The sequence below is a fragment of the Nitrospira sp. KM1 genome (genome assembly GCF_011405515.1).
In the GTDB taxonomy this organism is placed as follows: domain Bacteria; phylum Nitrospirota; class Nitrospiria; order Nitrospirales; family Nitrospiraceae; genus Nitrospira_C.
Genome location: NZ_AP022671.1, coordinates 2,432,219 through 2,445,092, shown reverse-complemented (window position 1 = coordinate 2,445,092; position 12,874 = coordinate 2,432,219). Strand labels below are relative to the sequence as shown.

The window sequence follows — 12,874 nt, the reverse complement described above, 5'->3', positions numbered from 1 at the left end:
AGCCCTATGCCATTTTCCAAACTCTTTGGACGAAACAGTGAGCAATTTATTGCTTATAAATCAATGTCTTATGAAACTGATCGCCAGCCGAATTCAACCGGTAGGTCGGACGTTTGGAGTCGCAGTAAGTAATACCTGACTGCCGAACACAAAACTCTACATAAATAGCTGATATTTATGATTTTTTATGTGTCAGTAAGTACTGACATGTATAGCTAGTTCAACGAATCAGTTGGTGGGAGCGGCGAGAAGAGCGTTCTGAAGATCCTCGTGTCAGTAAATAATGACACTGCAGGTCATTTGTCAGTCTTCAAGAATCGACGCATGATTTCATAAAAATAGGGGCGGGGAAGCCCGGATTCCTCGGCCGCGTGTGTGACGTTGCCATTGTGGTGATCGAGTTTGCTCTGAATATATCGCCGGCTAAAATCTTCAAGTACCTTTTCCTTGGCTTTGGCATAGGGCAATACAAGATAGTCGTCGTCCGAGCCTCTGCGCGCCTGGTCGGTAAATTGGAGCATACCGAGGACATCGGAACTGCTGATGCGGTTGCCTTTTGCCAACATGACCGCGCGTTCCATGACATTCCGCAACTCACGGACGTTGCCAGGCCATGGATAGGCGACAAGTTCTGTTACAGCAGACGGAAGCAAATCGGTGACGGGTTTACCGAACTCTTTTGCATATCGCGCCATGAAATGCCTGGCCAACAGCGGAATATCCTGTGATCTGTCGCGCAAGGGAGGAACCTTGATGGCCATGACGTTTAGTCGAAAAAAAAGGTCCTTCCGGAACTCGTTTCGTTTGACTTTTTCGGCCAACTCCTGATTGGTCGCCGCAATGAATCTTGCGCTGACCTTCTTCATCTGCACACTGCCGACGGCCCGCATTTCTCCTTCTTCCAACACTCTCAATAGCTTGGCCTGCAAAGGCAGAGGGAGATCGCCGATTTCATCCAGAAACAGGGTACCGCCTATTCCTCGTTCGATCAGGCCCAATTTGTCGCCTACGGCTCCTGTGAAGGCTCCTCGAACATGACCGAAAAGCTCGCTGTCGACGGTGCCTTCTGAGAACGTGGTGCAATCGACCACCTGAAACGGACCATCTCGCTCGGCACTTCGTTCATGGATAGCTCTCGCGATCAACTCTTTTCCCGTACCAGTTTCTCCGATGATCAGGGTTGTGGATTGCACGCGGGCGGCTGCTTCGATCATGGCCATCACATGACGAATCGGCGGGCTCACCCCGATCAACTCTTTGGACGAAAGCGTTTCTGTTTGCTGCGCCGGCTCATAGCGGAACAAGATTTCTGAGATGCGCATGGCCCGATGAATTCTGGCTGCAAGATCCATTTTTTCGAACGGTTTGGTCACGTAATCAAATGCGCCACACCGCATGGCCTCCACGGCCGTGTCCACGGTATCAACCCAGCTCATGATAATGACAGGAATACGGCGATCCCTTGCCTGAATTCGCTGCAGGAATTCGATCCCGTTCATCCCGGGCAACCGGATTTCGGTAATAACCAAATCGATCCGCCGTTCATCGAGAATTTTGAGGCCTCCCTCTGCACGAGCGGCCAGCACGAGTTCGACCTCTTCATCCTCCTCGCGGGGAAGTTCATCTTCGATCGTCCGGAGAAACATTTCGACGTCTCCCCCGTTATCTTCCACGAACAGGATCGTAAAAACTTTGTCCATTGGCGCGTTCATACAACGCTCTTGGTTGTCGCACCCACTATGACGGATCGTCGGGCCATTCTAGCCTTTCATGGGCCGAAGACTGAGGAAATGGTATTGAGAGACGGCGGTATTTTTCGGGAGTGAGTGGCCGCGGGAGAGCAGTGCTCGCCTTTCGATCTTAAGCAGCCTGTGCTCATGAACCAATCGTAGAATGAACGCACGCCTTTGCTTGATCATTGCGGCGGAAGATTCTGATAGAGTATCGAACTGACTCGGAGTCTGCAATACAGCAATACAGTCCGGAGACGACCGAAAACGTAGACCTTCTCCGCCCCCGTGTCAGGTATTGGCGTGCATCGAGTACGATGAACTGGTGGGGAGCTTGAACGAAAAAAGCGATCAGCAGGCAAACAACTCGTCTCTTGAGAGACGGTACTCATCTATGCCAGATTCAGGGTGGACGTGGATATCAAGCTGTTCCGAGCGGACATGAGCGTACATCTGCATAACTTTAAATCCTCAATGCCCGGTCATTCATCAGCGCGATATCCACACCTGCCCTGCGCAGCCGACCCGAAAGTCACCGGACCGGCTGAGCCTGGTTCCTTGTCTTATGCGGCATCCAATGCCGAATGCTTTTGATGTGACTTCGACAGACGATTCTGTTGAATCAACGGATCGAGCACGAGACCACAATTGATGCAACGCATGACGGCTGTCTCAGACGAATAGTCCGGTCGCCATTCTTCGATCATCAACCCCTTGCACTTTTGACACGTCATTGCCCACCTCCTTAGTTCTGCCTATATACGGGCAGGAAATGTAGCAAGGAAACATTAATGCAGTGTTAACGGGCAGTTAAAACTCTCTAATGTCGGCCAGTAGCGGGTTGCCTTCTAAACAAATTGGGACTGCTATCCATGCGGGAGATGCTTGGATTACGGGAATGGGATGACCCCTCGGCGTCCGAGGTGTCAGAGAATACTGCGGTGTAGTCGAGTGGCCATCAACACTTACCAGGAGATATCGCCATGACCGTTCTCTCGGCTGTCGGGCTGCTGGTTCTTTCAAATCTCTTCATGACGATCGCCTGGTATGGACATCTAAGATTCATGAACCGTCCGCTCTGGCTGGTCATTCTGGCGAGCTGGGGGATCGCCTTTTTCGAGTATTGTTTGCAGGTCCCAGCTAATCGCATCGGATACAGCGCTCTCACTGCCTATCAATTAAAGACGCTCCAAGAGGTCATTACCCTGACGGTCTTCATCCTGTTTGCACACGTCTATATGGGGGAGGGGTTGAAACCGAAGCACGTCGCCGGGTTCATCCTCCTTGGGCTGGCTGCGTGGACGGTTTTCCAAGACCGCTATGGCCTCGATTGGTAGCCCGTATCCCCACATCGATCGCCTTTCTTCTCAAGCATCACTCCTAATAACCGCCGCACTTACAGCGGCTTATAGGTTATCAGCGAGTATAACCTCTCAGGTGTAACCTTCTGAAAATCGTTCCGACTATGAAGTAGAAGGCAAATCCCGGACTTCAACCACTCACTGTTTCAAGAAATAGGAGGGACGTATGAAAACCCGGTTGATGTTAGGCGTCATCTTGGGGAGTGTATTGATCGCGTCACCAATTGTCTGGGCTGACCCAGGCTCCCGCTGTTCAAGCAGCCGGGCGATGTTTGGTCATAGCAGTCACGGGCAGGGCAGCGTGGCCACTCACCTGCTGCGCCATCTTATGAAGAATAAACAGGAGATCGGGCTTACAGACGAACAGATTGCGAAGCTTCGTGCCATGGCGCTTGATTCCGATAAGGCGCGGATACGCGCAGAAGCTGATATGAAAGTGAGCGCACGGGAACTTCGTTCGCTGATGTGGGACGATAAGTCGGAATTGCCGGCCATCGAAGCCAAGATCAAGGAAAAGGCATCCCTGAAGGCCAATGTGCGGATTCTCGATGTGAGGGCCAAGCGGGAGTTGATCGCCGCGTTGACGCCGGAACAGCAGAGCAAGCTCAAAGCGTTATGGCGCGAACACGGATCAGAACGACGTCATGCGATGCGCGCTGAATACGGCGAACCGGACGCTGGAGCGCGAGATTCGGAAGGTCAGGCCGCTCTCTCCGACTCCGGATCCGAAACGGGTGAGTTCTCGGCAAGCTGATGCCAGGCATTCCACGCTCCACAGAATTGTCCGCGGTGCTATGATGCACAGCGGTGCGGGGACAGCGAGCATGCCTGTCGAGTGGGGATTTCACCTGCCGATGACCGATGAGTCGTTGACGGTTCAGAGATGCATGGCGGAGGACCATGAACTCCTCCGCCAGATCAAACAAGGAGACACCGAGCGGTTCAGGGAAGTCATTGATCGATATCAACAACACGTGGGCCGGATTGTGCGTCGGCGGGTGCCGGCGGATCATGTGGAAGAGTTGGTCCATGACGTCTTCGTGAGAGCCTATTCAGGGCTCACGCAATTTTCCGAAAAGGTGTCTCTCGACCATTGGCTAGCGGGCATTGCCGTCAGAACGTGTTACGACTTTTGGAGGATGCAGAGACGTCGTGAAATTCCGGTCAGCAATTTGGCTGAAGATCATCACCGATGGATCGAACGCGTATTGTCCCCGCAGTCTGAAGAAACATTCCGGGACGAGGTCAAACACCGTGAGGCGCAAGAGGTGCTGGCCTGGGCTCTGGATCAGCTCTCGCCGGAAAATCGTGCCGTCGTGACCCTGGTTCACCTTGACGGTTACTCTGTGCGCGAAGCTGCCGCTTTGCTAGGGTGGAGCGTGGTCAACGTCAAGGTGCGCTCACATCGCGCGCGCCAGGCCCTTCGTAAGATTTTGAGCGGCAGCCTGCGGGGAGAACATCATGAAACGACAGAATGACAGGATTGATGCGTTCGAACGTGCGTTGACCGAAGCCTATCGGTCGCCTGATGCGAATGAATATGGTCGACTCGACGTAACGCAGACCGTCATGAGGGACATTCGCCAAGCATCATGGAAACAGGGCGGATGGACGTCCTCCGTCGTGCTCGAGCAGTTGGTCTGGCGCACTGCAACGATCGCAGCTGGCATCGCTCTCGTCGTGACGGTTTTGGCGGTCGAGTGGGTTCGACCGACGCTGTGGGAGAGCCCCACGCTGTTAGCCGAAGAGTTTGAGTCGGCCCCGCTATTTGGTGACTGACATGTCACCTGTTTATGGTCCCTCAGAGGTCCGGTGAACGGGTCCTGCCTGGCGGACTGGTGACAGAGGAGGAATCTACCAATGTCGAGATTAAAATTATGGGCTGGTTTGATTCTTCTGTTTGGCGCCGGGGTGTTGACTGGCACCGTAGGGACATCACTGTATGCCGAGTCCGAACGGGCGCATCGTCCAGACCGCGGTCCCGTCGCCCAGCACAAGCGTATTATGGATCGTCTCACATATGAGTTGTCACTGACCGAACAGCAACGTATCGAGATTGATCCGATCGTCACACGTGCTCATGTGAGCATTCTATCGCTGCGGTTCGCTCATCAACCGGAAATTGAGCAGATACTAATGAAAGGCATGGCGGAGTTGAAGCAAACACTCTCGCCTGAACAGCAATCCGGATTGGACAAAATGTATGGCGGCCTGCAGCAGCGTTGGCAGGTTTCGCGCGAGTATCTTCACTCCAAGAGACACGAGGCCTCGGCTCAATAGCGTCGACCGCGTTTGTCGAGAAGGACATCATGACGGAATCCGTACGCTTTGCAACAACGGTGAAACGATGGCTGTTGGGATTGTTTGCAGCCTGCTTGCTCGCCCTGGCTGGGTATGCGCTCCTTGCAAAGTCCGGAGAGGAACCGTCGCGTGCCGGCCAAGTTCCCGGAGTCTCACGAGTGATGCCGGTTCTGGTGGCACCCGTCAAAACGGGTGATATGGGCATCTATCTGAACGGGCTTGGCTCCGTGGTTCCGATGCATACCGTCAACGTCAAAAGTCGGGTAGACGGGCAGCTGATGAAGGTCCTGTTCCAAGAAGGCCAACTCGTCTCAAGCGGTCAATTGCTGGCTGAGATTGATCCGAGACCATTCGAGGTCCAACTGACCCAAGTAGAGGGCCAGATGGCGCGTGACCAGGCGCAATTGAAGAATGCGAGGTTGGATCTGCAGCGCTATAAACGGTTGCTTGAACAAGGCTTCGTGGCCAGACAGCAGTTGGACACGCAGGATGCGATGGTGCGTCAGCTGGAAGGAATCGTCAAAGCGGATCAAGGACAGATCGACAATGCCAAACTTCAACTGGCATACAGCCGGATTACGGCTCCCATCGGCGGGCGAGTGGGATTGAGGCTCGTGGATCCTGGCAACATGGTGCGGGCCGGCGATGCCAACGGGTTGCTCGTGATTACGCAGCTCACACCGATCACCGTAATCTTCACGATTCCTGAGGACAGCCTTCCTCCGGTCCTTGAGCGTCTCAAGGCCGGACAGGACCTGACGGTCGATGCGTTCGACCGGGAGCAGAAGAAAAAGCTGGCGAGCGGAAAACTGTTGACCGTGGACAATCAAATCGATCCCAATACCGGCACGGTCCGGCTCAAAGCGGTATTTCCAAATGAAGACGGCGCCCTCTTCCCCAACCAGTTCGTCAATGCCCGGCTTCTCTTGGATGTCAAACGTGGCGTGCCTATCGTCCCCTCCGCTGCGATTCAACGGGGCGCCAAGGGCACGTTCGTGTACGTAGTGAACGACGAACGTACTGTGGCCGTGAGGAACGTCACTCTCGGAACTTCGCAAGGAGAAGAGACATCCATCGATAACGGCCTCGTCGCCGAGGAACTGGTCGTCGTCGACGGCACGGAAAAACTCCGGGAGGGAAGCAAAGTGGATGTCCGAAATCAGACGGAATCTGCAGGAAAAGGAGCAGATGGCCCGTCTCCGGACGTGGAGCGCCACACACGCGGGAAGCGGCTGTGAATCCGTCCCGGCTGTTTATCATGCGGCCGGTGGCGACCGCATTACTCATGGTCGCCATTCTGCTCGCAGGGTTTACAGCCTATCGACAGCTTCCGGTGTCGGCCCTTCCTCAGATCGACTATCCCACTATACAGGTCATGACCTTCTATCCCGGAGCCAGTCCGGACGTCATGGCTTCGTCAGTCACGGCACCGCTTGAACGACAGTTCGGGCAGATGCCCGGCCTGAACCAAATGACCACAACGAGTTCCAGCGGTTGCTCGGTCGTCACGCTGCAGTTCAGTTTGGACCTCAGCTTGGATATCGCCGAACAGCAAGTTCAGGCCGCCATTAATGCCGCGTCGACGTTTCTTCCCCGGGACCTGCCGAATCCGCCGGTTTATAACAAGGTGAATCCTGCCGATGCGCCGATCCTGACGCTGGCCCTGAACTCGAATACGTTGCCGCTGCCTCAGGTCGAAGATCTCGCCGAAACCCGTTTCGCACAAAAGATTTCGCAATTGTCAGGGGTCGGACTCGTCAGCATCAGCGGGGGACAACGGCCGGCCGTCCGGATACAGGCTAATCCTCGCGCGCTGTCTGCCTATGGACTGACCTTGGAAGATGTGCGTGCGGCTGTGGCGGCTGCGAATGTGAACCAAGCCAAAGGGGCCTTCGATGGTCCAAGACGATCCTCCATCATCAATGCGACCGACCAGTTGCTCTCGAGCCGGGACTATCAACCATTGATCGTCGCCTACCGGAACGCTGCGCCGGTGTATTTGTCAGATGTGGCAGAGGTCGTCGATGACGTCGAAAACGTCCGACAGGCGGCGTGGATGAATAGGACCCCCGCGGTATTGGTCAATATCCAGAGGCAACCCGGCGCCAATGTGATCGAGGTCGTCGATCGGATCAAGAAACTCATGCCTCAGCTCGAGAGCGCTCTCCCCTCATCAGTGCAGGTGACCATTTTAGCGGACCGCACCACATCCATCCGCGCATCGGTGCGAGATGTGCAATTCGAGCTGCTGTTTGCCATAGCCCTGGTGATCATGGTCATTTTCCTCTTTCTCCGGACTGCTTCGGCGACGGTCATCCCGGCCGCCGCAGTCCCTCTCTCGATCGTCGGCACCTTCGGCGCCATGTATTTCATGGGATTCAGCCTCAATAATTTGACCCTGATGGCCCTGACGATTTCCACCGGATTCGTGGTCGACGACGCGATCGTCATGATCGAAAACATCTCCCGCTACATCGAGCGGGGAGAGTCGCCCCTGCAGGCGGCCCTGAAAGGATCAGAGCAAATCGCGTTTACGATCCTCTCGCTGTCGATTTCGCTTATTGCCGTACTGATCCCGCTCCTATTCATGGGCGATGTGGTCGGTCGCCTTTTTCGTGAATTCGCAGTCACATTGAGCATCACGATCGTCATCTCGGCCATCGTGTCGCTTACCCTGACGCCGATGATGTGTGCACGGCTGCTGCGGCAAAGGCTGGAGACGGAACGGGGAGGTCTATATCAAACTTCTCAACGAGTCTTTGATGATGCCATCGCTGCATATGGAAGAACACTGCGCTGGGTCTTGGCACATCAGCCCGCGACGATGGCGGTTGCGATCGCGACGCTGCTCTTCACCATCCTTCTCTATGTCCTGGTCCCCAAAGGGTTCTTTCCCGTCCAGGATACTGGAGTCATTCTCGGGATCTCTGAGGCGGCCCAATCGATTTCATTTGCCGCAATGGCCGAGCGGCAGCAAGCCCTGGCCGAGGTCATCCTGGCCGATTCGGCCGTGGAAAGCCTGTCCTCGTTTATCGGTGTAGACGGTACGAACACGACGTTGAACAGCGGTCGGATTCAGATCAATCTGAAGCCCATTCGAGAACGTCGAATCAGCGCGCAGGATCTGATTCACCGACTGCAATCGCAGATCGATTCGGTCGACGGTATTACCCTATATATGCAGCCGATGCAGGATTTGACGGTTGAAGACCGTCTCAGCCGTACTCAGTATCAATACACGCTCGAGGATGCGGATCCGGAGGAGCTGAGTCGTTGGGCTCCGACCATGCTCGACGCCCTCCATTCATTGCCGGAGCTGCGCGATGTCGGTAGCGACCAGCAAGACCACGGCCTGGCTTCTCTGCTGCATATCGACCGGAGTACGGCCTCACGTCTGGGTATTACGCCTCAATTGATCGTCGACACGCTGTACGACGCGTTTGGACAGCGTCAGGTCTCGACGATGTTTACGCAACTGAACCAGTATCGTGTGGTGCTCGAGGTCATGCCGGAGTTTCAAAGCGGACCGCAGGCTCTCCAGTTTCTCGACATCAGATCGTTGACTGGTGGGCAGGTTCCCTTGAACGTGTTCACTCAATTCTCCGAGACGACCACGCCGCTTGCGATTGTCCGGCAGGGGCAGTTCCCGGCCGTCACCTTCTCGTTCAATCTCGCACCGGACAAATCCTTGGGGGATGCGGTGACAGCGATCGAGCAGGCGACCAGGATGATCGGCCTGCCTGCCAGTATTAGAGGCAGCTTTCAAGGCACCGCCCAGGCCTTTCAAGCTTCTCTCGCGAATGAAACGTGGTTGATCCTCGCCGCACTCGTCACGGTCTATATCGTCTTGGGGATCCTCTACGAAAGCTACATCCATCCGCTGACGATCCTCTCGACGTTACCTTCCGCCGGCGTAGGGGCGTTGCTTGCGCTCATGTTCGTTCGGACCGAATTCAGCGTGATCGCGCTGATCGGGATGATTCTGTTGATCGGGATCGTAAAAAAGAATGCGATCATGATGATCGATTTCGCTCTCGACGCGGAGCGCAAGGAGGGGAAAACGCCCCAGGAAGCTATTTACGAGGCCTGCCTCTTGCGGTTCAGACCGATCATGATGACCACCATGGCCGCCCTCCTCGGAGCTCTGCCCTTGGCGATCGGGTCCGGCGTCGGCTCCGAACTTCGTCATCCCCTCGGGATCACCATTATCGGGGGGCTGGTCCTAAGCCAGGTCCTGACCTTGTACACCACTCCTGTCGTGTACCTGGCCTTTGATCGTCTGGCGCGCCGCGCCACGTCCCGGCGTCAGAGGATCGCACCGGCCGATGCCTGGAGTACCGGTTCTCCATGAACGTCTCCGCTCCGTTCATTCATCGTCCCGTCGCGACAACGCTGCTCACCATCGGCGCCACGCTCGTCGGCCTCATCGCCTTCCGATTTCTCCCCGTTGCCGCATTGCCTCAAGTGGAGTTTCCCACCATCAGCGTCTCAGCGACCCTTCCGGGAGGAAGCCCGGAAACCATGGCCATCTCCGTCGCGGCTCCGCTCGAACACCAGTTCACCCGTATCGCCGGCGTAACGGAAATGACGTCCACCAGCATGCTCGGCTCATCCAGCATTACGCTGCAGTTCGAGTTGAACCGCGATATTGACGGTGCGGCGCGCGACGTTCAGGCTGCGATCGCAGCGGCCCGAGGAGATTTGCCAGCGAATCTTCCGAGCAATCCAACGTATCGAAAAATCAATCCGGCGGATGCCCCCATTCTGATCTTCGCGCTGACGTCGGACATCGTCAGCCGAGGCCGGATGTACGATGTGGCATCCAGCGTTCTTCAACAGAAACTATCGCAGGTCGATGGTGTGGGTCAGGTGACAGTGGGAGGCGGTTCTCTGCCCGCCGTCCGTGTGGACGTGAATCCGACCGCGCTCAATAAGTACGGCATCGGGCTCGGCGATGTCCGCCGGGTGCTCAGCATGACGAACGTCAATCGGCCGAAGGGCCAGCTCTCGGACGGGATCCGGACGTGGGAAATCAGGACGAACGACCAGCTCCACAGCGTCGAAGATTATTTGCCGTTGATCGTGAGTTATCGGGAAGGACGAGCCGTCCGGCTTTCGGATGTGGCCTCCGTGGAACATTCCGTCGAGGATCTGCGCACGACCGGATTGTCGAACGGGACGCCGGCCGTCCTCATTATCGTCAACCGCCAGCCCGGAGCCAACATCATCGAGACGGTCGATCGCGTCCGTGCGCTCATGCCTCAACTCCAGGCCTCGATACCGGGCAGTATGACCCTCTCCCTCGTCGTTGACCGTACGCCCGTTATCCGCGCCTCTCTGCACGATGTGGAGCGGACCTTGGTGATTTCCGTGCTGCTTGTGATTCTTGTCGTGTTCCTGTTTCTCAGGGATATTCGAGCAACGCTGATCCCCTGTGTTGCGGTCCCCGTGTCTCTCATCAGTACCTTCGGTGTCATGTATGTGCTGGATTACAGCCTGGACAATCTGTCGCTCATGGCGTTGACGATCGCCACCGGTTTTGTCGTGGATGACGCCATTGTCGTCCTTGAAAATATCAGCCGGTACCGGGAGCAGGGCATGGCGCCCTTTCACGCCGCGCTCCGTGGAGCAAAAGAAATCACATTTACCGTGTTGTCCATGACCGTATCGCTGGTGGCTGTGTTCATTCCGATCCTGCTCATGGGAGGAATGATGGGGCGGCTGTTCAAAGAATTTGCCGTCACGCTGTCCGTCGCGATCATCGTCTCGCTCGCGGTCTCGCTGACGACCACACCCATGATGTGTGCGAGGATCTTGAGCGTTCGTCAGGAGAAGAATCATGGACGATGGTATCGTCTGAGCGAACGGACGTTCGAGGCGATGCGCAATGGATATGCCGGAAGTCTGACCTGGGTGCTCCGCCATCCGCGCAGCATGCTCGCCGTGACGCTCGTCACCATGGCGGTTAGCGTGTATCTGTACACAATTGTGCCCAAGGGGTTTTTCCCCCAGCAAGACACCGGGCGCATGTTCGGAAACATTCAAGCCGCGCAGGATATTTCGTTCCAGGCGATGCGTCAGAAACTGACGGAAGTCGTGGAGCTGATCAAGAGCGATCCAGCCGTCGAATCAGTGACGGGTTTCAGCGGCGGGGGTGTCAGCGGCAACACGAATGCGGGACGGATGTTTATCGGCTTGAAACCGTTGCATGAGCGTCAACTGAGCGTGGATCAAGTGATCGGGCGGTTGCGTCCGAAGCTGGCCAAGATTTCAGGAGCGCCGACGGTGCTTCAGGCTATTCAAGATCTGCGCATAGGAGGCCGGTCCAGCAGCGCACAGTATCAATATACCCTTCAAAGCGTGGATCTGGCCGAACTCAATGCCTGGGCTCCACGGGTCGAGCGCCAATTGCGGACACTTCAGGAAATCACGGATGTCAACAGCGATCAGCAGGACAAAGGCGTCCAGTCGCTGGTCGTATTCGATCGCAGCACGGCATCACGCCTGGGACTGAGTCCTCAACTAATTGACGATACGCTCTATGACGCCTTTGGGCAGCGGCAGGTATCAATTTTATATACTCCACTGAATCAGTATCACGTCGTGATGGAGGTGGCTCCACAATATTGGCAGAACCCTTCAACGCTTCATGACATTTATGTGAGATCCGCCGCGGGCACACAGGTCCCCCTCAGCGCGGTCGCGCGCTTTGAACCGTCCAATACGCTGCTCATGGTGAATCATCAGGGACAGTTCCCAGGTGTCACCCTGTCGTTCAACATGGCGCCAGCGGTCTCATTGGGTGAGGCGGTACAGGCGATTGAACGATCTATGCAGGACATCGGACTTCCTGCAGGAGTGAAAGGAAGTTTTCAGGGAGCCGCGAAAGCCTTTCAAGCCTCAGTCCAGAACCAGCCCCTGCTGATCCTGGGCGCGCTGATTACCGTTTATATCGTGCTGGGCATTCTCTACGAAAGTTACATACATCCACTTACGATTCTTTCCACGATTCCCTCGGCCGGCGTGGGCGCCCTGCTCGCGCTATTGCTCTTCAAGAGCGAGTTGAGCATGATCGCCATGATTGGCATTATATTGCTGATCGGCATCGTGAAGAAGAACGCCATCATGATGATCGATTTTGCTCTTGAGACAGAGCGGAGGGATGGCAAACGCCCCGAGGAAGCGATTTATGAGGCCTGCCTTCTGCGGTTCAGGCCGATTATGATGACGACGATGGCCGCACTCTTTGGCGCCTTGCCGTTGGCGTTGGGAACGGGCGTGGGATCGGAACTGCGTCGGCCGCTGGGCATTGCCATTGTAGGAGGACTTCTCGTCAGCCAACTGTTGACTCTGTACACCACGCCGGTGGTGTATCTGTACCTTGACCGGCTGCGTCTTCGCGTCTTGCGGATGCGCACCGGACCGGCAACGACGAGGCCGCTTCCCCAGTGATCGAGCTGGGTGATTGTGGGCATTCTTTCG

Annotated in this window: 10 protein-coding genes; 8 read left to right on the top strand and 2 right to left on the bottom strand. The window is 55.9% G+C overall.

The window, feature by feature from the left end; translation table 11 throughout:
• Positions 1-296: 296 nt before the first annotated feature.
• Together W02_RS11310 and W02_RS11305 are read right to left on the bottom strand one after the other, a co-directional pair.
• Positions 297-1,712, bottom strand: a complete 1,416-nt coding sequence (locus W02_RS11310) for a sigma-54 dependent transcriptional regulator (RefSeq protein ID WP_173047742.1) — start codon at positions 1,710-1,712, stop codon at positions 297-299.
• Between the two features lie 581 nt (positions 1,713-2,293).
• Complete coding sequence (locus W02_RS11305) at positions 2,294-2,464, bottom strand: hypothetical protein (RefSeq protein ID WP_173047740.1); 171 nt, start codon at positions 2,462-2,464, stop codon at positions 2,294-2,296.
• A 249-nt stretch (positions 2,465-2,713) separates the two neighbouring features.
• On the opposite strand from W02_RS11305, the gene W02_RS11300 reads away from it, so the two are divergent.
• The 8 genes from W02_RS11300 (at position 2,714) to W02_RS11265 (ending at position 12,844) form a co-directional block, all read left to right on the top strand.
• Positions 2,714-3,067, top strand: a complete 354-nt coding sequence (locus W02_RS11300; protein ID WP_173047738.1) for a DMT family protein — start codon at positions 2,714-2,716, stop codon at positions 3,065-3,067.
• Positions 3,068-3,257: 190 nt separating this feature from the next.
• The gene (locus W02_RS11295; protein WP_173047736.1) at positions 3,258-3,845 is read left to right on the top strand and encodes a Spy/CpxP family protein refolding chaperone; all 588 of its coding nucleotides are present in this window, start codon (positions 3,258-3,260) and stop codon (positions 3,843-3,845) included.
• A gap of 70 nt (positions 3,846-3,915) precedes the next feature.
• On the top strand, positions 3,916-4,569 hold the full coding sequence (locus W02_RS11290; protein WP_173047734.1) for an RNA polymerase sigma factor: 654 nt from the start codon (positions 3,916-3,918) through the stop codon (positions 4,567-4,569).
• Positions 4,553-4,870 carry a hypothetical protein gene (locus tag W02_RS11285; RefSeq protein ID WP_173047732.1) on the top strand — a complete coding sequence of 106 codons (318 nt, stop codon included), beginning with the start codon at positions 4,553-4,555 and terminating at the stop codon, positions 4,868-4,870. Before W02_RS11290 ends, W02_RS11285 begins: the two co-directional genes overlap by 17 nt.
• An 81-nt stretch (positions 4,871-4,951) precedes the next feature.
• Positions 4,952-5,371, top strand: coding sequence for a hypothetical protein (locus tag W02_RS11280; RefSeq protein WP_173047730.1), 420 nt, complete (start codon positions 4,952-4,954; stop codon positions 5,369-5,371).
• A 29-nt stretch (positions 5,372-5,400) separates the two neighbouring features.
• On the top strand, positions 5,401-6,630 hold the full coding sequence (locus W02_RS11275; protein ID WP_173047728.1) for an MdtA/MuxA family multidrug efflux RND transporter periplasmic adaptor subunit: 1,230 nt from the start codon (positions 5,401-5,403) through the stop codon (positions 6,628-6,630).
• A complete protein-coding gene (locus tag W02_RS11270) occupies positions 6,627-9,743 on the top strand; it encodes a multidrug efflux RND transporter permease subunit (RefSeq protein WP_173047726.1) in 3,117 nt (1,038 codons plus the stop codon). The genes W02_RS11275 and W02_RS11270 overlap by 4 nt, the downstream gene beginning before the upstream one ends.
• Entirely contained in the window at positions 9,740-12,844 is a 3,105-nt protein-coding gene (locus W02_RS11265; protein ID WP_173047724.1) for a multidrug efflux RND transporter permease subunit, read from the top strand. Before W02_RS11270 ends, W02_RS11265 begins: the two co-directional genes overlap by 4 nt.
• The last annotated feature ends 30 nt before the right edge of the window (positions 12,845-12,874 follow it).

Excerpts from the sequence above, each read along its gene's own strand:
- W02_RS11285 (WP_173047732.1), top strand. The coding sequence starts at position 4,553 with ATGAAACGACAGAATGACAGGATTGATGCGTTCGAACGTGCGTTGACC.
- W02_RS11275 (WP_173047728.1), top strand. The coding sequence starts at position 5,401 with ATGACGGAATCCGTACGCTTTGCAACAACGGTGAAACGATGGCTGTTG.
- W02_RS11310 (WP_173047742.1), bottom strand. The coding sequence starts at position 1,712 with ATGAACGCGCCAATGGACAAAGTTTTTACGATCCTGTTCGTGGAAGAT.
- W02_RS11280 (WP_173047730.1), top strand. The coding sequence starts at position 4,952 with ATGTCGAGATTAAAATTATGGGCTGGTTTGATTCTTCTGTTTGGCGCC.
- W02_RS11290 (WP_173047734.1), top strand. The coding sequence starts at position 3,916 with ATGCCTGTCGAGTGGGGATTTCACCTGCCGATGACCGATGAGTCGTTG.
- W02_RS11300 (WP_173047738.1), top strand. The coding sequence starts at position 2,714 with ATGACCGTTCTCTCGGCTGTCGGGCTGCTGGTTCTTTCAAATCTCTTC.
- W02_RS11305 (WP_173047740.1), bottom strand. The coding sequence starts at position 2,464 with ATGACGTGTCAAAAGTGCAAGGGGTTGATGATCGAAGAATGGCGACCG.
- W02_RS11295 (WP_173047736.1), top strand. The coding sequence starts at position 3,258 with ATGAAAACCCGGTTGATGTTAGGCGTCATCTTGGGGAGTGTATTGATC.
- W02_RS11265 (WP_173047724.1), top strand. The coding sequence starts at position 9,740 with ATGAACGTCTCCGCTCCGTTCATTCATCGTCCCGTCGCGACAACGCTG.